The organism is Aulosira sp. FACHB-615, from assembly GCF_014698045.1.
GTDB lineage: Bacteria > Cyanobacteriota > Cyanobacteriia > Cyanobacteriales > Nostocaceae > Nostoc_B.
In genome coordinates this window covers 1-22,057 of record NZ_JACJSE010000011.1, presented here as the reverse complement: position 1 = coordinate 22,057, position 22,057 = coordinate 1, and the positions used below count along the sequence as shown (strand labels likewise).

The following is a 22,057-nucleotide window of genomic DNA, read 5'->3' as shown; positions in this document are numbered from 1 at the left end:
GTGGCTGGCAGAGGGGCAGAGGGGCAGGGGAGAGAGTACCTTCATTCCCCCCTGCTCCCCTGCTCCCTTGCAGGGTCTACACAGCAATATTGGGTTGGTGAACTACTAGCTTGCAATTGTCGGCTATTTGTGTGAGTATGCTATCAAACTACGGTTAGTTGCTCGACTTGACGTATTATTAGATCACTTATAGCCTGAATATGCCTATGTTAATCAAGTATCTATCAAATAGACTGATGAAGATGTTCAGCAGTGTGCTGCAAAATTATGAACTATTGAGAATTAACACATTTGCTTTATTCTTTGCTGGCGGGTTGACGTTGGCTTTGGTGATGTCTGCGTGTTCTGCCAACAACGCGAGTAACTCCACTGCAACACCAACCGCCAACTCCAGTCCAACCAATCAAGGTGTCGTGATTCGTATTGGCTATCAAAAAGCAGCAACTATTCTCAGCGCGATGAAAGCTCAACAAGATTTAGAAAAGGCTGTTGCTGCGAGTGGTGCTTCCGTAATATGGTCAGAATTTCCTTCTGGCCCCCCAATGTTAGAAGCAATGAACGCTGGGAGTATTGATTTTGGCTACACAGGTGAATCACCACCAATCTTTGCCCAAGCAGCAGGTAATCCCTTAGTATATGTTGCTTACGACCCTTGGAGTCCCAAAGCCGAAGCAATTATTGTGCCAAAAAATTCCCCTATTCAAAGCCTTACAGACTTAAAAGGTAAACGAGTTGCGTTTGCCAAAGGTTCTAATACTAACTACTTATTAGTCAAAGCCTTAGAAAAAGGCGGAGTAAATTACAACGATATCAAACCTGCTTTTCTGCAACCGCCTGATGCGCGTGCGGCATTTGAGGGTAATAATGTTGATGCTTGGGCAATTTGGGACCCGTATTTAGCGGCGGCGCAAGCTGCTACAGGCGCACGTACCTTAACTGATGCAACTGGGTTAGCACCAAATCGCGGTTATTATTTAGCGGCGAAATCTTTTGTAGACAAGAACCCTGATGCTTTAAAAACAGTGTTGGAACAAGTCAAAAAAAGAAGCGACTGGGCAAAAAATAATCCTACCGAAGTCGCCAAATTTCTCGCGCCAGCATTGGGTATTGATGCTGGAGTTTTAGAAGTGGCAGAAAAACGCCGAGACTACGACGTACTACCGCTAACCGACGAAGTAATTCGCGCACAGCAGGAAATTGCCGATACTTTTTACAAAATCAAGCTGATACCGAAATCTGTCAATGTTAGCGAAATTGTTTGGAAGGCTAGAGGCTAGTACAACAAGGCAAAAGGCAAAAGAAAAAATCACGATACCACAAGCTTTTTAGCAATTACAGCCGGTCACTGAGCGTACTTGTACTGAGCGCAGCCGAAGTAGTCGAAGTGTGGTCTGTTTACTTACGCCAACCTGTAGTAGTAATTGTAATTTCCACTCCCCATTCCCCACTCCCTACTTATGGATATCAATACTCAACGCATAAAAACTGATGTACTCGTCATTGGTGGCGGTACGGCTGGCACAATGGCAGGTATTAAAGCCAAGCAGGCAAATCCTGATGCAGAGGTGCTGATATTAGAAAAAGCTAACATACGTCGGAGTGGTGCGATCGCAATGGGCATGGATGGAGTCAACACCGCCGTCATCCCCGGACATTCCACACCAGAACAATACGTCCGGGAAATCACCCTCGCTAACGATGGCATTCTCAACCAAAAAGCTGTATATCAAACAGGTAAATTAGGTTATGAAGTCATCCAAGAATTAGAAAGTTGGGGCGTAAAGTTTCAAAAAGATGCCCAAGGTAACTATGACTTAAAACAAGTGCATCGTGTGGGTAAATATGTTTTACCCATGCCAGAAGGTAAAGACTTAAAAACCATTCTCACCCGCCAAGTTAAACGCCACAAAGTCAAAGTGACAAACCGTGTCATGGCTACCCGTGTCTTAGTCAAAGACGGACGTGCCATTGGCGCGGTTGGATTTGATGTCAGAAACGGCGACTATATAATCATTCAAGCCAAAGCCGTCATCCTCTGTACAGGTGCTTGTGGCAGACTCGGCTTACCCGCTTCCGGCTATCTCTACGGCACGTATGAAAATCCTACCAACGCTGGTGATGGCTATTCAATGGCTTATCATGCAGGCGCAGAACTCAGTAACATTGAATGCTTTCAAGTCAATCCCCTAATTAAAGATTACAACGGCCCTGCCTGCGCCTATGTCGCCGGGCCATTTGGCGCACATACAGCCAACGCCGAAGGAAATCGCTTCATTAGTTGCGACTATTGGAGTGGTCAAATGATGTTGGAAATCTGGAAAGAATTAAACTCAGGAAAAGGGCCAGTCCAACTCAAAATGACCCATCTTGATGAAGATACAATTGCCGAAATTGAATCCATACTTTGGGCAAATGAAAGACCAAGTAGAGAACGCTTTCATCAAGGTAGAAATGAAGATTACCGCACCCACGGCGTAGAGATGCACATTTCCGAAATCGGTTTATGTAGCGGTCATAGTGCTTCTGGTGTGTGGGTAAATGAAAATGCTCAAACTACAGTTCCCGGTTTATATGCAGCCGGAGACATGGCCAGCGTTCCCCATAATTATATGATTGGCGCATTTGTATTCGGTCGCATAGCCGGAACTCATGCCATTGAATATATCCAAGATTTAGATTTTATCGAACCAGATACCGATTTTTTAGAAACAGAAAAAGCCAGAATTTACGCCCCATTAACTCGACCCAATGGCATACCCCATACCCAAGTCGAATATAAACTCAGACGCTTAGTTAATGATTACCTCCAACCACCCAAATCAGGCAACAAAATCGAAATTGGTTTAAAACAGTTTGTTCAATATCAACAAACCTTAGATTTAATGGGTGCGCGTGACCCCCATGAATTAATGCGTTCTCTGGAAGTGCATTTTATTCGAGACTGTGCAGAAATGGCAGCCAGAGCATCATTATATCGCCAAGAAACTCGTTGGGGTCTATATCATTACCGCTTAGATTATCCAGAAAAAAATGATGATGAATGGTTCTGTCATGTCAATTTAAAGAAAGATGAATCAGGACAAATGGTATTGTTCAAGCGTCCTGTAGATCCTTACATTGTAGAAGTAGACACAACCAAAGAACTATACAATGTAACTGTAAAGTGAGGCACCAAAAAAGCATAAATAAATAGTTCTAGGAAAGCGTAACGTAATTAAAGATTCAATTAGTAAAATGCTTGAATTAATTAAACCGACTTGTGATTTGTATTCAGAGTTTATTGATATGGTAGCAGAATATCAAAAACATGGTGAATCACGCCTATTTGATCAGAATAATTTAACGTTAATTCAAGAAGATTTTTCAGCTTATATTCAATACTTAGAAAATAATTCCAAAGGTATTGATTTAAAACCTGGTTTTGTACCTGCAACAACGTATTGGTTAGTGGAACAGAATAAAGTAATTCTAGGCGAAAGCCAATTACGTCATTGGTTAATACCTAATTTAGAATATCGAGGAGGACATATTGGATATATGATTCGTCCTCTTCAAAGAAGCAAAGGATATGGTACACAAATACTGACTAAGACTTTAGAAAAAGCTAGAAACATGGGTTTGAATCGTGTTCTTTTAACCTGTAATAAAGATAATATTGCTTCCGCCCGTATAATTCAGAAAAATCAAGGTCAATTAACAAGTGAAGAATTTTTGGAAAATTCAGATATAGTTATTTCCCGTTATTGGATTAATTTATGAAAATTTAATTTGAGTATAATAAAATAAAAATGAGTTATCAAGCGATAATTTTCGACCTCGACAATACATTATTAAATTTATCATCAATCAACTTTTAAATTTACTAGAACTAGTTAAATAATTTTTAACCATTGAATATTTCAAAAAAATGCCTATTTATAATTCCATTGGTAAACAATATTCCCAAACTCGCGTTCCTGACATTCGCATCGTCAATGCAATAATTAATCTACTCAATTTACCAAATGGTAGTGTTATCGCTGATATTGGTGCTGGTACTGGTGGTTATGGCGTAGCCTTGGCTAACCAAGGATTGTTTGTTTATGCTGTCGAACCTTCTATTGTGATGCGACAGCAAGCGGTTGTACATCCTCAAGTTGAGTGGTTTACTGGCTATGCAGAAAATTTAGCTTTACCAGATAAATCTGTTGATGGCGTTATCAGCATTTTAGCGATACATCACTTTTCGCATCTCGAAAAATCTTTCCAAGAAATGCAAAGAATTATTAGAGATGGAACAATCGTTTTACTAACTTTTGATATTAGACTCGCGCAAAGAATTTGGCTTTATGATTATTTTCCCTTTTTATGGGAAGATGCTTTACGATTTTTACCGTTAAACGAACAAATTAATTTACTTCAGCAGAATACTAAAAGGCGCGTTGAAGCCATACCATTTTTGTTACCACACGACTTGTCTGATTTATTCGCCGCCGCAGCTTGGAGACGACCAGAATTATATCTGAGAGCCGAAGTACGTGCGGGTATATCATCTTTTGCGTTAGCTAATCAAGACTTAGTAGAAAAAGGATTAAAGTTACTTACAGCCGATTTAAATAGCGGAGAATGGATAAAAAAATATGATGAAATTCATAATCTGCAAGAGATTGATATAGGCTATCGCTTTATTTACACAACACTTGATAAATCATAATGGGTAATAATTATGGTAAATAAAGTTGTTTTAGTTAAAGAAGTTACAATTAAACAAGCTAATATTAAAGATGCAGAAAGAATTACTATCCTTGGTGAACAACTAGGATATTCTTTGACAAATCAACAGGTAGAGCAACGTCTGAATAACATTAAAAATGATGCAGAACATATTGTTTATGTCGCAACTTTAGCAAATGAATATGTAATTGGTTGGGCGCACGCTCATATTTGTGATTTACTCATTATGCCAAAGCAAGCAATTCTTTTAGGTTTAGTGGTAGATAAAGATTATCGTCATCACGGAATTGGGCGTTATTTAATGCAGTATATCGAACAATGGGCTGTATTAAAAGAATGTGATGGAGTAATGTTACGTTCTAATATTATCCGCAAAGAAGCACATTTATTTTATGAAAAAATTGGTTATACCAATATCAAACAGTCATTAGCTTTTTATAAGCAATTAGTTTAATGTCTAAATTACAAAGTTGGAGAATGATGTTATGGCTTTAATTAATCAAAGAGTAGATGTACCTGTCATTGTTGATGAATCAAAATGTTTAGAAAAATGTACTGCTTGTATTGAGGTTTGTCCTTTAGATGTGTTGGCTAAGAATCCAGAGACGGGGAAAGCATATATGAAATATGATGAGTGTTGGTTTTGTCTACCTTGTGAAAAGGAATGTCCTACTAATGCTATTACGGTGCAGATTCCTTTTTTGTTGCGGTAATTATGTCTTAGAGTCATGTGAATTTCACGCAGAGGCGCGGAGGCGTGGAGAGTAAGAGTTTAGAGGGAGTATTCAATATGTCTATAAGTGCTAATTCTGAATTAAATCAATGGTTAGAAATGTTGCGATCGCCTGATGTTAATGACCGCTTGGTAGCTGTTAAAACTTTGCAACATCTTGGCGAAGAAGAGAGCATTGATGCTTTAATTATCGCCCTTAAAGATGACAATATTGCTGTCCAGAAAATAGCTATATCTGCTCTTTGGGAAATTGCTAATCCTGTGGCGATTCCGGCTTTAATTGAATGCTTGAGTTCGCAAGATGAAGATATTCGCAATGAAGCTGCATCAGCATTAAATGAGTTAGTTAGTCAAGATGATTTATTACTTTTACTAGATAAACTACAAATTGGTGATATCAATACACAACCGAATATTTTAGTGCTGCTGCGTAAAATTCATGATATTCAATCTTTACCCTATATATTAACATTTTTAGAATCAAATAATCCCGAATTAAGAGAAACGGCAATAACTACATTGCGTTATCTTAATCAACTAGAAAAATGCCCAGAAGCTTTAGATTTAATCTTTGATGAATCAGCAGTTGTGCGGCGGGCGGCGGCTTTAACTCTGGGACATTTACAAGATACAGAAGTAATTACTAAACTCAGTCAAGCACTGATTAATGATCATGATTGGCAAGTGCGGCGTAATGCGGCTAAATCTCTAGCTATTCACGCAAATCATCAAGCAATTTTTGCCTTAGAGACTGCTTTAAGTGATGAACATTGGCAAGTCAGGAAAGCAACAGCACAAGCCTTACAAAAAATTCCAGATATTCAAGTAATACCGCAATTAATTCAAGCTTTAACAGATGAATATGCAGATGTTCGCAAAGAAGCTGTAATTGCTCTGGGTAATTTCGCTCATTCTGATTTTATTATCCCTTTGCAACAAGCTTTAGATGACCCTGACAGGGAAGTTGCTATTCAAGCGCAACGGGCGATTAACAAGATACAAACAGATAAAATAGTATCAGGGGAGTAGTCAATAATTAGGGGAAAATGCAATGGCAAATCCATTTCCTGGAATGAACCCGTATTTGGAACAGCCTGAACTTTGGCATCAAGTTCATAATCGTTTGATTGTCGCTATAGCTGATGATTTGACTCCTCAAATCGTGCCTAAGTACTGAGTGTAAATTACCAACCATACTCGCTATAAAAGATTCCTTTTTTTATATTTTCAATTGCTTGTTTCACATATTGAACTATATTTTTAGGAAGAGATTCAACTTCAAACCAACCCAAATCATCGCATTTTTGAGGCTCCATATTTTCAGGTTCATATTTCCATGTATTTGCCAAGATAAAAGCATCAATCCATTCTTGTCCTGAATCCTTACGATGAATAATATGAATTACTTCCAAATCTTTTATATTTAAATCTATTCCTACTTCTTCTTTTGCTTCTCTGACTACAGCCTGTACAAAAGTTTCATTTCCATCTACTAAACCTGCAACAACACTATAGTTTCCATCTTCATATCCTGTATTAAAACGTCTAATGAGTAATATTTTTTCATCCTTAATCAAAATTAAATAAGAGGCGGGTATCAGCTTAAATGGATTATTTTTCATGAGATTTATATTGATCAATCTGTTTACGTGGGGGATAACCTTGAATTAGATGCGATCGCCGCCAATAATGCTGGTTTAATAGGAGTTTGGCTGAACCGTCGTTCCAAAAATTCAGAGGCATATTTTTCGATTATAAAACAAATCAATAGCTTGAATGATTTACTGAAATTACTTGATAGATAAACTCTCAGAGAATTGATGATAATGGTACAATCAGAATTTTCTTCTTATCAACAAGAAGTAGTTGGACTGCTCAAGCAGGTAATCGAACCAATTTTAAAAAACGACATTGTAAGTTTGGGAATGGTGCGAAATCTCCGCATAGTTAGTGACTACGTTTACTTGCGTTTATATATTGGTTCTCATCAGCAGGAATTAAAAACAGAAGTTGAAGTTAAATTATCAGCTTTAACTTGGTGTAAAAAGACTTATATTCAAATTTGTACAATTCCTGGGGTGAAAATCACTCTGGGAGTTTCTAGTGGTAAGGGTGGTGTTGGTAAATCAACAACTGCTGTAAATATAGCCGCCGCTTTAAGTTTACAAGGGGCAAAAGTTGGGCTATTGGATGCGGATGTTTATGGGCCGAATGTGCCGCAAATGTTGGGTTTAGGACAAGCTGATGTGGAAGTAATTCAGACTCCTACAGGTGAGAAGTTTTTACCTTTAGAAGTGCAAGGAATTAAATTAATGTCGGTGGGTTTATTGGCAGAAAAAAATCGTCCTTTGGCTTGGCGGGGGCCTGTACTGCACAAAATTATTACCCAATTTATTAATGATGTGGAATGGGGCGAATTAGATTATTTATTAATAGATTTACCACCAGGTACAGGTGATGCTCAAATTACGATTATTCAAGAAAGTCCAATTTGTGGGGTGATTTTAGTGACGACTCCGCAGCAAGTAGCTGTTGCAGATGTTCGACGTAATATATATATGTTCCGCCAAGTCGGTGTTCCTGTGCTGGGTATCGTAGAAAATATGAGTTATTTAATCTGTGGAGATTGTGGTTCACGCACTTATATTTTTGGTAGTGGTGGCGGTGAACAACTCGCAGCCGAATTACAAACGCCTTTACTGGGACAAATCCCCATTGATTCGCGTATTTGTAGCGGTGGTGATAGCGGAAATCCCATAGCCAGGAGTGAACAAGCTTCCCCAGCGAGTGAGGTTTTTAGAAAAATTGCGATCGCACTTCACACCACTTTCAAGACAACCACAAAAAAACCCTCATAAAGAGGGCGCAAAAGTAATATAATTTCAACGGCTGCGTAAAGCTTCTAGTTGTTTTAACTGCGCCGTTTGTTGTTCTAAACGAATTGAGAGGCGATCGCACACCAGTTCGCAAATCTCAAAAATTAAAGGGTCAACAATCTCATAGTAAATACTGACTCCTTGTGGTTGACGATGAACAATACCTGCTTGTGCCAAAATTTTTAAGTGTTTCGACACATTGGCTTGTCCCAGTCCGGTAGCTTCGATAATTTCTGAGACGTTTTTGCTACCCGATTTTAAACTACATAAAACTTGGAGCCTGCTAGTTTCTGAAAGTACTTTAAAATAATCTGCAATTGGCCCCAGGGCAGCAGGTGAATTTTCTAACATACTCATGGCTAAATATATCTATCTACTATATTACTATATAGTATTGGTATCATGATTCTTGTTCGCAGAAACATAAAGTCGATCACGAATGTTAGGGGTGTATTCTGATACTTTGCTGGATTGAAAAGAATGGCGATTTTGAAATAGTACTAAAGCTGCAACTGCTAGTAAAAAATAGCCAAAGCTTTTTTGCAGTCTATGAGCAGGAACAAATTCTGCCAAATATGCACCGAAAATTGTTCCACCACTAGCAGCCACAATAAAAGATAACATCAACTGCCAATTAAAAGAAATATGTCCCCAATAGCTCAAAAAACCAGCAATTGAATTAAACACAATAATTAAGAGTGATGTGCCAATTGCTTTTTTCATCGGTACTTTTCCCAAAAGTACTAAAGCTGGAACAATTGCAAATCCACCACCAACACCAATCAAGCCAGTGAGTATTCCCACCCCTAATCCTTCAGTCATTAACCATAACCAGCAATATTGACAGACTGGTGGAGGGTACAAAGCTAACTGATCATCTGGGGCTACTTTTTGAGAACTACGGCGAATCATGAATACTGCTGCCAATAACATCATGATGGCAAACAGCAGCATTTGGAAAGTTTCGGTGACAAAGGGTAGCAAGGCTATTTTTGCCCCGATAAATGTTCCCAACATAGTGGCGGAACCAAAAATTAATGCTGTTTTTAACTGAATGTTTTTAGCTCGCCAGTGAGGAATTATACCCAACAAACTCACAGTCCCGACGATCGCCAAAGTCATAGCGATCGCAGATTTTGTGGGTATACCCATAACATAAACTAAAACTGGCAACGCCAATACAGAACCACCGCCACCAATCAAACCTAAACTCAACCCAATACAAGCAGCTAGTATATGTCCAATTATCCAGGTCATGCACTACTCCGTTGGTTATAAGGCAGTTTTGCTAGTAGCATTCCTAATGCACAGGTATCTGTAATTCCCGCGAACATCAATCCGCTTCCGACAAAGCCACTGAGAATCAAAAACCAAGGAGAAACAAAAGCGCCCAGCAATGTGCCTGTAACCACCAAAGAGCCTGCAACAATTTGTACTTGCCGTATTAAACTAATTGGGGCATTTGGGTTAATTTTGGTGGGATAACCTGCGGCTTTCCAAGCTGTCATCCCGCCGTTAAGATGGGTAACTTCTGTAAATCCAGCATCAAATAGTTTTTGCGCCGCCATTGTTGAACGATTCCCAGAACGACAGTAAAGAACTACTTGGGTGTCTTGGGTTTGCGGCACTTTGCGCGGATCAAATTTGGATAAGGACATTAGTGTTGTATTGGGAATATGTTCTCCAGCATATTCAGATGGTTCACGCACATCTATCAGGGTGACAGTTTGTTGTTTGAGTAACTGTTGAAGAGTCTGAGCGTCAATGGTTTGTAATTTGCGTATATGAGAAGTGGTCATGACTGTTTACCTTTGAGGAATATTTTTAAACGCAGAGTGTTTCGCGCATTCGTCCTTGGCGTTCCCGCAGGGTAGGCGCAAAGAAAAGCACGCAGAGATTCTATAAATGGGATTGACAAGTAGGTTACAAAAATTTCTTCCCCCTACTCCCTACTCCCCTTCTTAATTACGCCGCCACGTTACCGCAGCGTTGGTTGGCGGGTACGGCTTCCATGATTTTTTTCGGGTTGGGTAAATTTAGGTTTGCCATTAACTGGATAAATTCTTCGCGGTTACGTCCTGCAAACCGAGGGTTTAATTGTTTTTCTTCGCCAATGGTGGAAACTGTATGACCACGATAGTCATGACCAGGATAGACTAAGGTTTCGTCGGGCAATGTGAATAATTTTTGGGTGACAGCATCGTACATCATTCCAGCATTGCCACTCTGAAAGTCTGTTCTTCCACAACCACGAATAAATAATGAATCTCCGGTGAGTAGGTGAGTACCGTTCACTAAATAGGCATTATGGCTATCAGTATGGCCGAGGGTGGCGATCGCTTCTACTTTGACGCTGCCTAATTCTATAACTTCGCCATCTTTCATAAATCTATCGGCACATCCAGCTTGGGCATTTTCTGGCACAATTCCCAAACAACCTGTTATTTCCCGCAGTTTTGCTGTGCCAGTAATATGATCGGCGTGGATGTGGGTTTCTAAACAATATTTCAGCGTTATTCCTAATTCTTGCAGTAATTGGCGATCGCGCTCCACTTGTTCTAATACCGGATCAACCAAAATCCCTGTTTTCGTGACTAAATCTGCAATTAAATAAGTATATGTACTAGTTTCTACGTCAAATAGTTGTCGGAATAACATATTGCTTATCTCAACGAAAACTTATTGTTTTAATAATATAACTATATGGTAGTATAATAAAAATGTCTACTACTTTGACAGAATATCTAATTAACGAACATGGATACTAGTATTCCACTCGAAAATCCATCCCTATCAAGACGGCAAATCCTCAACTTTCTTACCGGAGCAACCGTCGCGGTCACTGCGGGTGCTGCGCTCTATCCTGCTGGCAAATTCTTGATTGCTCCAGCAGAAAAAACGGGGGTTGGAGGTGCTATTTTGGCCAAAGATATTCTAGGGACACAAATCCCAGCATCGCAAATTCTGGCTGACGCACCGGGAACCCGTGCCTTAGTTGCCGGTTTGGCAGGAGAACCCACCTATCTGATTGTCAAAGAAGATCACACCCTAGATCATATTGGGCTTGTCGATAACTGCACCCACCTCGGTTGTACCTTCCCCTGGAATCCCTTGGATCAGCAGTTTCAATGTCCCTGTCATGGTTCTCGCTATGCCCCAGATGGTACAGTAGTGCATGGCCCGGCTCCTCTACCACTTAAGATTGTCCAGGTTGCAGTGATCGATAACAGTATTTTAATCTCGCCTTGGACGGAAACTGATCCTCGCACTGGAAATCAGCCCTGGTGGGTCTAAGGATGAAGTGAAATGGAACCGATTCGGATTTTTTACTTTTCCGATGTTCTCTGCGTTTGGGCTTATATTGCTCAGGTTCGTCTGGATGAGTTAAAAACCACCTTTGAAGACAAGATTGCGATCGCACACCACTTTGTCCCCGTATTTGGTGTTGCTCGTGAAAGAACAGACAGTTACAGTCAGCCCCACCCTAATTTTTAATGAAGGACGGCAGAGACTCAACGGCAATGTGGGCTATCGGGTGATCGAAGCCAATATTCGGGAGTTACTACACAATCCTCCAGGAGAACAATCCTGGTGTTAGGAATCTTGCCTTAATAGTAAAGACGCGATCGCAATTAAAATACATCCATGAAAAAACCACTTTTATTTAATAAACGCTTAGTTCTATTGGGAATATCTTTGTTGCTCTACATAATAGGACTTAGCTTGCCAGCACTTGCTTTTGATATAGTTGACAACCAGACAAAGCAGACAAGTTTTATTTCTGTTATGAAGGGGGCTGAAGTTACAATTTGGGGAATACTTGGATTGTTCTTTCTTCAAATTCCAGCTATTGGCTGTTTAGCCAATCCGCTTTATTGGTTTTCCTGTAAATCGTTTGTACAAAAAAATACAAATTCTCCATATTTTCTGCTTTTATTGCCATTATTGTCGGCTTTACAGGAACAATATCAGCATATTGGCTGGCCTTACCAAATGGTAGTAATCCCTATAGTCATCTTCTATTAACCAAGTTACTTCCTGGTTTCTGGTTATGGCTTGCGGCTCCAGCATTTCTAATGATTATTGCTAGTTACTTTGCTTATATGAAACACAGAAATCGCCTCGTGTTAAACCAGAAGCTTTAATTGATTTACTCCCTAAAAATGGCAAAACTATATGATATTTAAGAAATCAATTCAGACCATATTCCTGGGATTTGCTATGTGTTTTTACCTCTGGGTTGGAGTTGGATTTAGCCCAACTCTAGCAGCAAATCTCACACAGGCTGAATCAATCTCTCAACCCCCCAATCTAGAATCAGGAGTTGATCGCTTTCTCACTTCGATTCCCGCAGGCTATTACACGATCGCCTCTGTCGAAGAGTTAAAAAGCCTGTTGAAGAAGTCTCAACCTATGTTAATAGATGTGCGAGAAACTTCTGAGTATCAATCTGGACATATACCTAACGCAATTAATATTCCCCTGCGAACTCTGTCGCAAAATCTGAATCAAATTCCCCGCGATCGCCCTGTGGTATTGTACTGCTCCTCTGGTTATCGCTCGGCAATGGGGGTAATGACACTACACCTATTAGGCTATGAGAATGTGCGGGGATTTCCACCTAGCTTTGTCGGCTGGAAAAACGCAAAAGAAGCGATCGCCCAAAGTGAACTTGTGATGTTTTAATAGCACATTATGAGTTATAGTAGATGTATAAACAGCGATAACGCTATACGTTGTGAGGCAACCAATATGGATGCCAATGAAGTTTTAAGACGATATGCCAACGGAGAAAGAAATTTTAGAGAGGCAGACTGGAGAGGCATCAGCCTAACTAACGCAAATTTGAGTGGAATAGACTTGAGTGGCGCACATTTAAGTAATGCAGATTTGAGCGGCGCTGATTTAAGCAATGCTAATTTAAACTGGGCTGGACTCAAAGGAGCAAATTTCAGTAGGGCAAATCTGCGGGGAGCAAAAATGCCTGATGGAAGACAACACAATGATCTCTTAGAGTCTGCTAATTATTTCTCTAGCTAACACCTGACAATAAATCTGCTATTGGTGAGCGATGCTTTGTAGATAAAGACATCGCTTATTTCTAGATATGGCAATACTTACAGAAATGTAAAACACGATCAATCAATTAACCTAATTTCGTTCTGGAGATTTTGAAAGATGTCCTTTACTATCGAGTCTGCACGCTCTATTTTTCCCGACACTCCAGTTGCTAATGTGGTGCCGGCTACGGTTGAATCATGCAATCAACTCAGTGCTGAGGATCAGTTAGCTTTGCTTTGGTTTGCTTATACCGAGATGGGAGTTACAATCACTCCTGCTGCTATGGGAGCAGCTAATATGGTCTTTGCAGAAAAAACTCTGACGCAAATTAAGCAGATGTCTGCGGATAAGCAAACACAAATGATGTGCGATCTAGTGAACCATACTGATACTCCTATCTGCCGTACCTATTCATCTTTCGGCACAAACATCAAGTTAGGCTTCTGGTATGAGTTAGGCGAGTGGATGAAACTAGGAATCGTTGCCCCGATTCCAGAAGGTTATAAACTTTCTCCACAGGCCTCAGATGTTCTCGAAGCCATCCGTCAACTTGAAGGCGGTCAGCAACTCACCGTATTACAAAATATTGTCGTTAATATGGGGTATAACTCAAAGGTTAGCGAGCAAAACGTCAAACAACCTGTGGTTCCACCTCAAGACATCGCACCCAGAGCTAAAGTCAGCATTGAGGGCATCGATAACTTAACCGTTCTCAGCTACATGGAGAATATGAACGCCTTTGACTTTCAAGGGGCTGTGGCTTTATTTACTGAAGATGGTGCCTTGCAACCTCCTTTCCAGGAACCGATTGTGGGTCAAAAGAACATCCTCGCTTATATGCGTGAAGAATGCTATGGACTCAAGCTCATACCAGAGCGAGGGGTAACGGAATCAGCAGCAGGAGAATTCACCCAGACTAAGGTGATGGGTAAAGTCCAAACGCCTTGGTTTAGTGACAGTATTGGCATAAATCTAGCATGGCGGTTTTTGCTCAACCCGCAAGGCAAGATTTTCTTTGTGGCAATTGATGTGCTGGCATCTCCTCAAGAACTTATGGAACTGGGCTTGATCCGATAGAACAAGCTTGGGGCAATTTGGCACATCTGACAAGTTCCTGAATATCCCATCTGCATAATCCTCTGAACCCCTGAAATAGCAGGGTTTCTTTGTTTTTATTCTTGGGTGCAATATGAATTGCAGATTTATAGACAGAACTTTGACAAAAGTCTATTAACCCAATAAAAACCTAGAAATAATATCATAAATGTTGTATTTATGTAAATAATTTGTTATAATATTTATATAGAACTTAAAAATGAGGTAAAGCCCATGCTCTACACCGATAAAGAAGGGAAGACCCTCAACCCAGAGAATTGTATAACTGCTAACAGCTTCTTTATTGAATCTGAGGTGTACATCTGTGAACCATTGGAAATGCACTTCAATCAAGCTGGGGAGTTAAAAGCGGGAAAAAAACCGAAGAAAGCAATTGCCAATCTTCGTAGTGATGGCAGCGAGTTAATCCCGGCTGAAGTTCAAGCGCATATAAACAGAGAAGGCAATCAATTGCTGAATGTGCCGCTTGCAAATGGCTACACAGTAGATGATGAGGGAATGATAAATACCTACGCTATTCAACCTGTGATGTCCTTGGCAGAGTATCCCTCTCCAGAACAACAACAACGCTACATCATCCAGGGGATAGTAGCTGTTATGTTTGTTGCTCTGACACTGATGACTGCATTTGCTGTCAGCTAGGGTAACAATATCTAGTACAACAAGGCAAAAGTAAAAGGTCAAAAGGAAAAAGAAAGAATAGTGATCCTACAACCCTTTTAGCAATTCCTTATGGTCACTGAGCGCCGTCGGTTTATTTACGCCGATCTGTACTAGATATTTAGGCTCAGATGGAAGATCGATATCTAGCTAAACTACTGACATACCTAGCGCGAGGCTCTAGCACTAACGGCGCGTTGGAGATTGGCCAAAGCTCGGTTGTAATTTAAAATTGCGGTGACTCGATTACCTTCGGCTCTGGTTAAGTCATTTTCTGCCTCAATAACTTCTGTTTGCGTACCAACACCAGCTTGATATCTAATTCGGGCAATATTCAATGCTTCTCTAGCTTGTTCTAAACCCACAGCCGAAGTCTGCACATTATCTAAATTAGAGCGTAGTTGAGTGTAGTATTGTTCAACATTAAAGCGAATTTGGTCGCGCTGATTGGCAAATTGAGTTTCTGCGATCGCTATATTAGTTTTAGCCTGCGCTGCCCTAGCTTTAGCTGCGCCGCCATCAAATAAATTCATACTGGCTTGCAAACCAATAGAATAACCATCAGTGACGCTGGCAGTATCGTTAAAGCGATCGAGTAAGTTATAACTTGTGACTAAACTTACTTGCGGTCTGACTTGTGCTATTGCTTGTCGTCGTTGTTGTTCGGAGATATTTCTTTGGGCTATTTGTTGGCGCAATTCGGGTCGATTTTGAAAAGCTTCAACTATACTTTGTTCTAAGGTTGGTTGCCAAAGTCCTACTAATGCCACTGCATCTGCGGCTGTGATATCTACTGACTGGGGTAAACTGAGCAATGTCCCAAGTTGACGACGGGCAATTTGTTGATCTGATAGGGAATTAGTCAAGTCTTGTTGGGCGTTAGCCAAGTTTACTTGAGCTTGTAGGACATCAAATCTTGTCCCTACACCTGCTCTTTCTCTGGCTTGAGCATCTTGTAAACTGGCTTGAGCATTTGCTACCGCAGATTGATTAATTCTGACTTGTTCATCAGCTTGCTGCAAATTATAGTATTGAGTTTTGACATTCAGTTCAATTTCTCTAGATTGGTTTTCCACATCTAACTCATCGATGCGTAACTGTTCTTCGGCCTCTTTGATAACCGCTTGACGATTACCGGATGTGTAGAGGTCATAATTCAGTTGTGCTGTACCGTTAAAAGAGGTACTTGGTTGAGAAGAGTTGCTACTAAAACCATTACCACTGTTAGTTACATTCCCGTTGATATCAAGACTAGGAAACAAGCTCGCTTGAGATTCTCTCAGTGCTGCACGACTGCGTTCTAACTCTAAAATTGTGACTTGTAAATTACGATTATTGCGTCTGGCTAATTCTAAAGCCTGTGTCAAACTCAAAGGTACAGTTTTTTGAATCTGTACCTCTTCTGGTTTAGTCGGAAATTGTAAAGGATTGGCACTAGGATTTAAGTTTTCTGCGGGAATTTGTGGTGTTGTTTGCGGTGAAGTTTGAGCATCAACACTCTTTGGTACAGCAGAAATTAACAGAGCGATCGCTACAACAAACCAAGTAGAATGCACTGAAGATAGCATAGGGAGTAGGGAGTGGGGAGTAGGGAATAGGAGTGGTTAATAAAGTTTAAATTACGTAATTTTGTCTGACTATCACCTGAGAGAATGATATCCGCGTGCATCCACGTTTATCTGCGGTTAATTATTTTGTAATCACCCAAATCAACCAACAATTAAACCATCTTGGACGCGGATGGTTCTTTTTGTTTGCGCTGCAATATCTGGTTCATGGGTAACAATCACAATAGTGATACCTTGCTCATTTAATTCTGTGAGCAAATTCATCACTTCATAAGAAGTTTCTGTATCTAATGCACCTGTTGGTTCATCTGCTAAAACTAATGCTGGTCGATTAACTAAAGCACGCGCGATCGCAACTCGTTGTTGTTGTCCTCCAGACAGTTGACTGGGACGGTTGAGAATGCGTTCAGCTAGTCCTACTTTTGTTAAAGCTGACAAGGCTCTTTCGCGGCGTTTGTGTTTGGGTAAGTTAGCATAAACCATCGGTAACATCACATTTTCTAGTGCTGTTGCTCTTGCTAATAAATTAAATTGTTGGAACACAAAACCTATCCTTTGATTGCGGATATAAGCTAATTCATCATCATCAAAAGTAGTTAAGTTTCTGCCTTCAAAAATATAATTTCCATTAGTAGGTCTATCTAAACAGCCCAAAATGTTCATGAGTGTAGATTTACCTGAACCTGACGCACCCATAATTGCGACATATTCACCCTCTTCAATTGATAAGTGAATACCTTTGAGAATCGGAACGCTCATTTCTCCGAGTTTGTATGTTTTTGTAATAGATTCCATCCAAATCATTGTGGTCATAATTTTTAGTGCTGAGTAGTGAGTGCTGAGTGCTGAGTAAAAATATTAGTTAGGGAGTATTTTTATTTAATATATGAATAGAAGAGACAAGGGAGACAAGGAGGACAAGGGAGACAAGAGAAAAGCTTTTATTTCTCAAATTAGTCGCTTCTTAAAGCTGTAATCGGGTCTAATTTCGCCGCATTACGAGCCGGAATCACACCAGCAACTAGGCCAACAGATAACGAAAGTCCAAAACCAACAACTACTGATGCCACAGAAATTACAAAAGGAAATTTAAAAATACTTGATGCACCAAAGGCAATTAAAATACCACTGCCCATACCAATACCGCCACCGACAATCGAAATCACGATCGCCTCGGCTAAAAATTGATTGAGAATCGCTGAATTAGTTGCCCCGACGGCTTTACGAATGCCAATTTCTCTGGTTCTTTCTACTACGGAAACTAGCATAATATTGGCAATTCCGATACCACCGACCACGAGAGAAATTCCGGCGATCGCTACCACCATAATTGTAAATAAACCAACAACATTAGTAAATGTACTCACAATATCAGCTTGATTCGTAATCCGAAAATCATCAGCTTGCGGTGGATAAATTTCATGCCGCAAGCGCAAAATATTAGTCACTTGAAATTGCGCTGCTTCTAACTTATCTTGATTACTAGATTTGATTAAAATTCCACTCACCGAAACACCAGTTAAAGCATTATTTCCTACTAGTCTCCCCGACATACTAGTTAAGGGAATAAAAATTTGGTCATCTCTATCCATCGGCCCTTGAGCGCCTTTCGGTTCCATGATGCCAATTATTTCATAAGTCTCTCCTTGAATGCGAATTTGCTCACCAATGACTTGAGTACTATTGCCAAATAATGTCCTTTTGACTGTCGGGCCAATCACCGCCACTTGCTTATTAGAATCGAGTTCTTCTTGGGTAAAAAATCGCCCTTCTTGGGGATGAGTATTGCGTGCATCGGGATAATTTAAATCTGTACCGTAGATTGTAGTGGAAGTATTTTCGCCACCGTATACTACTTGAGCATTTCTTTGCAGATATGCCGAAACTAAATCGACTGATGGGGCTTGTTGAGCGATCGCTTTAGCATCTTCCCAAGTTAAAGTACTGGTAGAACCAACGCCTTGACGGATATTTCCACTCCTGGCTGCACCCGCTAAAACTTGCAATACATTTGTTCCTAGTGCTTGGATTTGGTTTTCAACACTTTTCTGCACCCCTTGACCCACAGAAGTAATCGCAATTACAGACGCAATACCAATAACCACCCCTAGCATCGTCAGTCCTGTGCGTAATTTATTATTCCATAGCGTTTCTACAGCCATTGATATGATTTCAGTCAACGGCACTGTAGACTTACTAGGTCTTTTTTGAATTTTGGGAATTTTAGATAAACTCTGAAGCATATTAAATAGAATGGCGTAAATATTTGTAGTTTGGAAAAGGCAGGAGGCAGTGGTTCGACTTCGCTCACCAACCATTCACATATATCTCTCCCTTATCTCCCTTATCTCCCTTGTCCCCCTTGTCCCCCTTGTCCCCCTTGTCCCCCTTGTCCCCCTTGTCCCCCTTGTCCCCCTTGTCCCCCTTGTCCCCTTCGTCCCCTCATCCCCCTTGTCTCCCAACATTACTGACCAGAACGCCCACCGCCACCAGAAGAACGACCTCCACCACCACCAACACCAGGAAATACACCTCCCCTTGGCGTTGACTGGGGTCTTGAACCAGGGGGGAAACTCAGCAAGACTTTTTCATCACCTGTTAATCCAGACTTCACCTCTGTAAAATTATTCACAGTCACGCCAGTTTCAATGCGGGTGAATATAGGTTGCTCATTTGCGCCTAAAACATACACGCCTGTGGCTCTTTCTCGGCGCACAACTGAGGCTGTGGGGACGACTAAAGCATTTTCTAGCTCACCAACTTGAAATTCTGTATCGACATTCATCCCCGACCGGAGTAGGTTTTCTGGGTCAGAAAGAGATGCTTTCACCTGAAAACTAGTCACGTTCTGCTCGACGGTGGCTTGAGCCGCAATTTGACTGACTTTTCCTTCAAAAAACTTTCCTGGGTAAGCATCAGCTTTAATTGTCACTGGTTGACCAAGGCGAATTTTGGCAATATTCGATTCTGATAAATTAGCAACAACTTCATTCACGGAAGCTAAAGCCAAAATCGATGAAGAAGTAGCGGAAGAAACAGCACTCCCGGAAGTGGTGGGAGTCACAAAAGCACCAGGATCAGAGAATTTTTGTGTGACTACACCATCAAAGGGGGCGCGGATGATGGTGTCGTTGATTTGGGCTTGGATGTTTTGCAGTGAACCACGGGCGGAAATAACTTGAGCGCGGGCGACTTCAATATCTTCTGGGCGGTTTCCGGCTTTGAGTAATGCTAAAGCTTCTTCTCGCTGTTTTACAGTCGCCCTAGCTTGTTGAATATCTTCTGAACGTGAACCAGCTTGTTGCAGTGCTAATGCTTGTTGTGCTTCATTAACTTGGGCTTGGGCGCTATCACGGGTTGACCGTTTTTGAATAACTGTTTGCAGAGAAATAGCCCCGGAGTTGTATAGTTGTTGATTACGCTTTAAATCATCTTCGGCTTGGACTAAGTTGGCTTGGGCGCTTCTTAGCCTTGCTTGGGCTTGGGCGATATCTTGGGGACGGTTCCCGGCTTCGACTTTTTGCAGATTTGCTTCGGCTTCGTCGAGTTGGGCTTGGGCTTGGGCGATATCTTGAGGACGATTCCCGGCTTGGGCTTTTTGGAGATTTGCTTCGGCTTGGGCTAACTGTCCTTGGGCTTGCACCAAACTACCCCGCAGGTTGGAATCATCCATATAAGCGAGAATTTGTCCTTTTTTGACCGAATCTCCTTCTTTAACTAGCAGGGTTTTGAGTACACCCGAATTTTTGGGACTAACATTAATAGAGCGTTCTGGTTTGACTGTACCATTAGCCGAAACTGCGATCGCTAAATTTCGTCTTTCTACCGATTGGGTCAATATTTTTTGCCTAGCTTCTTGGCGCGGCACTACCGCCACTCGATAATAAACTCCATAGCCAATTCCACCCAACAGACCGAGCAATAGCAGCCAAAGTAACCAATTATACTTTTTTCGCTGTTTCTGTTCTAAGGGTAGAGCTGATGAATCTACAGGGTTTGATGTATCAAGTTTCATAACTGTGTCCGTTGTCCAAAATGGCTACCAAGCTAGTTATCTAAGTTCCAGCACCTAAATGCTCGGATTTTAAATGGCTTAATCTTATACCATCGCTATAGTGACTATATAAGCAAAAAATTTTAAGTTTGCAATTTATTATCAGCTAAAACGGACTGTTTTCTTCTATGACTAAAGTCACTAATAATTTCTGATTGCTCTATGACTAAAGTCATTAAATTGTCATACCAAATTGGTATAGCATTTCTATTTGATATGTGAACAACAGAAACAAGAGAGACCCGGATGACAGGGTAGACAAGGGAGAAAGATGTTTATAAATCATTTAGGATTGCTATAGCTATAATTTTATTTTTAATTGCCTATCTACTGCAAATATTTTCTGGATTGATATTATTCAAAAATCTAGAAAAACCAGGAATATCTAGGAGCGAATAAATCAATTATTCAGTATAATTGCTGAATAAAGCTATAGCATATTTAGCTATAATACTTCTGTAATTAGGATAAAATTTAGACATTAAAATATGAATAACTTACTGAAATTTTTGACAATTTCATCTTTGCTACTATCTACAAGTTTGCCATCTTTCGCAACCAATAAATCCTTCGTCACTGAGAAACACTTCCAAGGCGATGTGGAGCCAAAAAACTGCCCTCTCCAAAAAAGGAAAAAAGGTATTCTTATATATAATCTTTGCCAAGTTAAGGGTAAGCCAATATCTTTATATATCCAAAGTGTTGAAGTCTCTGGTGGCAGTGAAAATGACGCTCTAGATGTTGCTGTATTAAAATATAAAAATGGAAAATTAATTCACGTCAGTGCTGAAGATTTCCACAGATATGGTTTCCGTAATCAAAAGTTAGTTGCAGCTTGGCATCTAGATAATACCATTGAAAATGTATCATCACCTCAATATCGCGCCATAGAAAAGCGTTTTTTAACAGAGTCTCGCAAGGGTTTAGAACTATTTGGGATTAAGCAAAAATAGCTGTAGAATCTAATTGATTCGTAAGTTGGAATTTACAACAATGCAAATGAAAAAGCATATAATTACTGGAATTTAGACTAAATGGCAGACTATCAGTCTGAGGGTGTTTATATGCTTTTTCATGCTTGGCGATGAAATTTATTTGATTGAGACTGCTTTCCTCATCAAACCTTTGGGTTTTTGACTGAACACAAAACCTAACTTTAATTACAATACCGTAGCCAATTTACGAGGGTTCAACACCTGTAGAAACGGGATGAATACGTCCTAAAGAAGTAAGCTTGGCAAAAATCTGACTTAATAAAATAGGCTCAGGCATTTCA

Annotated in this window: 26 protein-coding genes and 1 pseudogene; 18 read left to right on the top strand and 9 right to left on the bottom strand. The window is 40.4% G+C overall.

Going from position 1 to position 22,057, the window contains the following annotated elements; all coding sequences use genetic code 11:
* Nucleotides 1-236: 236 nt before the first annotated feature.
* The 8 genes and pseudogenes from H6G77_RS18685 to H6G77_RS18650 all read left to right on the top strand — a co-directional run.
* Nucleotides 237-1,277, top strand: a complete 1,041-nt coding sequence (locus H6G77_RS18685; protein WP_242049248.1) for a sulfonate ABC transporter substrate-binding protein — start codon at nt 237-239, stop codon at nt 1,275-1,277.
* Nucleotides 1,278-1,457: 180 nt separating this feature from the next.
* A complete protein-coding gene (locus H6G77_RS18680) occupies nt 1,458-3,167 on the top strand; it encodes a fumarate reductase/succinate dehydrogenase flavoprotein subunit (RefSeq protein WP_190872387.1) in 1,710 nt (569 codons plus the stop codon).
* Nucleotides 3,168-3,234: 67 nt separating this feature from the next.
* Nucleotides 3,235-3,759, top strand: coding sequence for a GNAT family N-acetyltransferase (locus tag H6G77_RS18675; RefSeq protein WP_190671402.1), 525 nt, complete (start codon nt 3,235-3,237; stop codon nt 3,757-3,759).
* A 148-nt stretch (nt 3,760-3,907) separates the two neighbouring features.
* Complete coding sequence (locus H6G77_RS18670; RefSeq protein ID WP_190872386.1) at nt 3,908-4,693, top strand: class I SAM-dependent methyltransferase; 786 nt, start codon at nt 3,908-3,910, stop codon at nt 4,691-4,693.
* Nucleotides 4,694-4,705: 12 nt separating this feature from the next.
* A complete protein-coding gene (locus H6G77_RS18665; RefSeq protein ID WP_190872385.1) occupies nt 4,706-5,167 on the top strand; it encodes a GNAT family N-acetyltransferase in 462 nt (153 codons plus the stop codon).
* Nucleotides 5,168-5,198: 31 nt separating this feature from the next.
* Nucleotides 5,199-5,426 carry a ferredoxin family protein gene (locus H6G77_RS18660; RefSeq protein ID WP_053455107.1) on the top strand — a complete coding sequence of 76 codons (228 nt, stop codon included), beginning with the start codon at nt 5,199-5,201 and terminating at the stop codon, nt 5,424-5,426.
* A gap of 77 nt (nt 5,427-5,503) precedes the next feature.
* Nucleotides 5,504-6,475: a HEAT repeat domain-containing protein gene (locus H6G77_RS18655; protein WP_190872384.1), complete on the top strand. Its 972-nt coding sequence runs from the start codon at nt 5,504-5,506 to the stop codon at nt 6,473-6,475.
* 22 nt (nt 6,476-6,497) lie between these two features.
* Nucleotides 6,498-6,620, top strand: a pseudogene (locus H6G77_RS18650) (DUF4058 family protein); the annotation flags it as partial.
* 10 nt (nt 6,621-6,630) lie between these two features.
* Here H6G77_RS18650 and H6G77_RS18645 read toward each other — a convergent pair.
* A complete protein-coding gene (locus tag H6G77_RS18645) occupies nt 6,631-7,068 on the bottom strand; it encodes an NUDIX domain-containing protein (RefSeq protein ID WP_190872383.1) in 438 nt (145 codons plus the stop codon).
* 27 nt (nt 7,069-7,095) lie between these two features.
* On the opposite strand from H6G77_RS18645, the gene H6G77_RS18640 reads away from it, so the two are divergent.
* Together H6G77_RS18640 and H6G77_RS18635 are read left to right on the top strand one after the other, a co-directional pair.
* Entirely contained in the window at nt 7,096-7,251 is a 156-nt protein-coding gene (locus H6G77_RS18640) for a hypothetical protein (protein WP_190872382.1), read from the top strand.
* 21 nt (nt 7,252-7,272) lie between these two features.
* Nucleotides 7,273-8,304 (top strand): Mrp/NBP35 family ATP-binding protein, encoded by a 1,032-nt coding sequence (locus H6G77_RS18635; RefSeq protein WP_190872381.1) that lies wholly within the window; start codon nt 7,273-7,275, stop codon nt 8,302-8,304.
* A gap of 24 nt (nt 8,305-8,328) precedes the next feature.
* Here H6G77_RS18635 and H6G77_RS18630 read toward each other — a convergent pair whose 3' ends face one another.
* The 4 genes from H6G77_RS18630 to H6G77_RS18615 form a co-directional block, all read right to left on the bottom strand.
* Nucleotides 8,329-8,673 carry a helix-turn-helix transcriptional regulator gene (locus H6G77_RS18630; RefSeq protein ID WP_062293739.1) on the bottom strand — a complete coding sequence of 115 codons (345 nt, stop codon included), beginning with the start codon at nt 8,671-8,673 and terminating at the stop codon, nt 8,329-8,331.
* 33 nt (nt 8,674-8,706) lie between these two features.
* The gene (locus H6G77_RS18625) at nt 8,707-9,579 is read right to left on the bottom strand and encodes a sulfite exporter TauE/SafE family protein (protein WP_190671392.1); all 873 of its coding nucleotides are present in this window, start codon (nt 9,577-9,579) and stop codon (nt 8,707-8,709) included.
* Nucleotides 9,576-10,121, bottom strand: a complete 546-nt coding sequence (locus H6G77_RS18620) for a rhodanese-like domain-containing protein (protein WP_190872380.1) — start codon at nt 10,119-10,121, stop codon at nt 9,576-9,578. Before H6G77_RS18620 ends, H6G77_RS18625 begins: the two co-directional genes overlap by 4 nt.
* A gap of 166 nt (nt 10,122-10,287) precedes the next feature.
* The gene (locus tag H6G77_RS18615) at nt 10,288-10,980 is read right to left on the bottom strand and encodes an MBL fold metallo-hydrolase (protein ID WP_190872379.1); all 693 of its coding nucleotides are present in this window, start codon (nt 10,978-10,980) and stop codon (nt 10,288-10,290) included.
* 99 nt (nt 10,981-11,079) lie between these two features.
* Here H6G77_RS18615 and petC point away from each other — a divergent pair, with 99 nt between their 5' ends.
* The 7 genes from petC (at nt 11,080) to psb34 (ending at nt 15,141) form a co-directional block, all read left to right on the top strand.
* Complete coding sequence (gene petC / locus H6G77_RS18610; protein ID WP_190872378.1) at nt 11,080-11,616, top strand: cytochrome b6-f complex iron-sulfur subunit; 537 nt, start codon at nt 11,080-11,082, stop codon at nt 11,614-11,616.
* Nucleotides 11,617-11,628: 12 nt separating this feature from the next.
* Nucleotides 11,629-11,817, top strand: coding sequence for a hypothetical protein (locus H6G77_RS35765; RefSeq protein ID WP_242049247.1), 189 nt, complete (start codon nt 11,629-11,631; stop codon nt 11,815-11,817).
* Nucleotides 11,818-11,967: 150 nt separating this feature from the next.
* Entirely contained in the window at nt 11,968-12,348 is a 381-nt protein-coding gene (locus H6G77_RS18600; RefSeq protein ID WP_242049246.1) for a hypothetical protein, read from the top strand.
* Nucleotides 12,349-12,543: 195 nt separating this feature from the next.
* Complete coding sequence (locus tag H6G77_RS18595; protein ID WP_242048562.1) at nt 12,544-13,008, top strand: rhodanese-like domain-containing protein; 465 nt, start codon at nt 12,544-12,546, stop codon at nt 13,006-13,008.
* 66 nt (nt 13,009-13,074) lie between these two features.
* Nucleotides 13,075-13,362: a pentapeptide repeat-containing protein gene (locus H6G77_RS18590; RefSeq protein WP_190593167.1), complete on the top strand. Its 288-nt coding sequence runs from the start codon at nt 13,075-13,077 to the stop codon at nt 13,360-13,362.
* A 138-nt stretch (nt 13,363-13,500) separates the two neighbouring features.
* Entirely contained in the window at nt 13,501-14,460 is a 960-nt protein-coding gene (locus tag H6G77_RS18585; protein ID WP_190593168.1) for an orange carotenoid-binding protein, read from the top strand.
* Between the two features lie 252 nt (nt 14,461-14,712).
* A complete protein-coding gene (gene psb34, locus H6G77_RS18580) occupies nt 14,713-15,141 on the top strand; it encodes a photosystem II assembly protein Psb34 (protein ID WP_190872377.1) in 429 nt (142 codons plus the stop codon).
* Nucleotides 15,142-15,326: 185 nt separating this feature from the next.
* Here the strand turns inward: psb34 and H6G77_RS18575 are convergent, their stop codons facing one another.
* From H6G77_RS18575 to H6G77_RS18555, 4 genes are all read right to left on the bottom strand, one after another.
* Nucleotides 15,327-16,727: a TolC family protein gene (locus tag H6G77_RS18575; RefSeq protein WP_190872376.1), complete on the bottom strand. Its 1,401-nt coding sequence runs from the start codon at nt 16,725-16,727 to the stop codon at nt 15,327-15,329.
* Nucleotides 16,728-16,868: 141 nt separating this feature from the next.
* On the bottom strand, nt 16,869-17,540 hold the full coding sequence (locus tag H6G77_RS18570) for an ABC transporter ATP-binding protein (protein WP_277880580.1): 672 nt from the start codon (nt 17,538-17,540) through the stop codon (nt 16,869-16,871).
* Between the two features lie 140 nt (nt 17,541-17,680).
* Nucleotides 17,681-18,970: an ABC transporter permease gene (locus H6G77_RS18565; RefSeq protein ID WP_190872375.1), complete on the bottom strand. Its 1,290-nt coding sequence runs from the start codon at nt 18,968-18,970 to the stop codon at nt 17,681-17,683.
* Nucleotides 18,971-19,191: 221 nt separating this feature from the next.
* Nucleotides 19,192-20,742 carry an efflux RND transporter periplasmic adaptor subunit gene (locus tag H6G77_RS18555; protein ID WP_190872373.1) on the bottom strand — a complete coding sequence of 517 codons (1,551 nt, stop codon included), beginning with the start codon at nt 20,740-20,742 and terminating at the stop codon, nt 19,192-19,194.
* 527 nt (nt 20,743-21,269) lie between these two features.
* On the opposite strand from H6G77_RS18555, the gene H6G77_RS18550 reads away from it, so the two are divergent.
* Complete coding sequence (locus H6G77_RS18550) at nt 21,270-21,734, top strand: hypothetical protein (RefSeq protein ID WP_190872372.1); 465 nt, start codon at nt 21,270-21,272, stop codon at nt 21,732-21,734.
* Nucleotides 21,735-22,057: the final 323 nt, after the last annotated feature.

What these genes read in the sequence shown, in the direction of transcription:
- H6G77_RS18685 (WP_242049248.1), top strand. Translation starts at nt 237, where the DNA reads ATGAAGATGTTCAGCAGTGTGCTGCAAAATTATGAACTATTGAGAATT.
- H6G77_RS18680 (WP_190872387.1), top strand. Translation starts at nt 1,458, where the DNA reads ATGGATATCAATACTCAACGCATAAAAACTGATGTACTCGTCATTGGT.
- H6G77_RS18675 (WP_190671402.1), top strand. Translation starts at nt 3,235, where the DNA reads ATGCTTGAATTAATTAAACCGACTTGTGATTTGTATTCAGAGTTTATT.
- H6G77_RS18670 (WP_190872386.1), top strand. Translation starts at nt 3,908, where the DNA reads ATGCCTATTTATAATTCCATTGGTAAACAATATTCCCAAACTCGCGTT.
- H6G77_RS18665 (WP_190872385.1), top strand. Translation starts at nt 4,706, where the DNA reads ATGGTAAATAAAGTTGTTTTAGTTAAAGAAGTTACAATTAAACAAGCT.
- H6G77_RS18660 (WP_053455107.1), top strand. Translation starts at nt 5,199, where the DNA reads ATGGCTTTAATTAATCAAAGAGTAGATGTACCTGTCATTGTTGATGAA.
- H6G77_RS18655 (WP_190872384.1), top strand. Translation starts at nt 5,504, where the DNA reads ATGTCTATAAGTGCTAATTCTGAATTAAATCAATGGTTAGAAATGTTG.
- H6G77_RS18645 (WP_190872383.1), bottom strand. Translation starts at nt 7,068, where the DNA reads ATGAAAAATAATCCATTTAAGCTGATACCCGCCTCTTATTTAATTTTG.
- H6G77_RS18635 (WP_190872381.1), top strand. Translation starts at nt 7,273, where the DNA reads ATGGTACAATCAGAATTTTCTTCTTATCAACAAGAAGTAGTTGGACTG.
- H6G77_RS18630 (WP_062293739.1), bottom strand. Translation starts at nt 8,673, where the DNA reads ATGTTAGAAAATTCACCTGCTGCCCTGGGGCCAATTGCAGATTATTTT.
- H6G77_RS18625 (WP_190671392.1), bottom strand. Translation starts at nt 9,579, where the DNA reads ATGACCTGGATAATTGGACATATACTAGCTGCTTGTATTGGGTTGAGT.
- H6G77_RS18620 (WP_190872380.1), bottom strand. Translation starts at nt 10,121, where the DNA reads ATGACCACTTCTCATATACGCAAATTACAAACCATTGACGCTCAGACT.
- H6G77_RS18615 (WP_190872379.1), bottom strand. Translation starts at nt 10,980, where the DNA reads ATGTTATTCCGACAACTATTTGACGTAGAAACTAGTACATATACTTAT.
- petC (WP_190872378.1), top strand. Translation starts at nt 11,080, where the DNA reads ATGGATACTAGTATTCCACTCGAAAATCCATCCCTATCAAGACGGCAA.
- H6G77_RS35765 (WP_242049247.1), top strand. Translation starts at nt 11,629, where the DNA reads ATGGAACCGATTCGGATTTTTTACTTTTCCGATGTTCTCTGCGTTTGG.
- H6G77_RS18600 (WP_242049246.1), top strand. Translation starts at nt 11,968, where the DNA reads ATGAAAAAACCACTTTTATTTAATAAACGCTTAGTTCTATTGGGAATA.
- H6G77_RS18595 (WP_242048562.1), top strand. Translation starts at nt 12,544, where the DNA reads ATGTGTTTTTACCTCTGGGTTGGAGTTGGATTTAGCCCAACTCTAGCA.
- H6G77_RS18590 (WP_190593167.1), top strand. Translation starts at nt 13,075, where the DNA reads ATGGATGCCAATGAAGTTTTAAGACGATATGCCAACGGAGAAAGAAAT.
- H6G77_RS18585 (WP_190593168.1), top strand. Translation starts at nt 13,501, where the DNA reads ATGTCCTTTACTATCGAGTCTGCACGCTCTATTTTTCCCGACACTCCA.
- psb34 (WP_190872377.1), top strand. Translation starts at nt 14,713, where the DNA reads ATGCTCTACACCGATAAAGAAGGGAAGACCCTCAACCCAGAGAATTGT.
- H6G77_RS18575 (WP_190872376.1), bottom strand. Translation starts at nt 16,727, where the DNA reads ATGCTATCTTCAGTGCATTCTACTTGGTTTGTTGTAGCGATCGCTCTG.
- H6G77_RS18570 (WP_277880580.1), bottom strand. Translation starts at nt 17,540, where the DNA reads ATGACCACAATGATTTGGATGGAATCTATTACAAAAACATACAAACTC.
- H6G77_RS18565 (WP_190872375.1), bottom strand. Translation starts at nt 18,970, where the DNA reads ATGCTTCAGAGTTTATCTAAAATTCCCAAAATTCAAAAAAGACCTAGT.
- H6G77_RS18555 (WP_190872373.1), bottom strand. Translation starts at nt 20,742, where the DNA reads ATGAAACTTGATACATCAAACCCTGTAGATTCATCAGCTCTACCCTTA.
- H6G77_RS18550 (WP_190872372.1), top strand. Translation starts at nt 21,270, where the DNA reads ATGAATAACTTACTGAAATTTTTGACAATTTCATCTTTGCTACTATCT.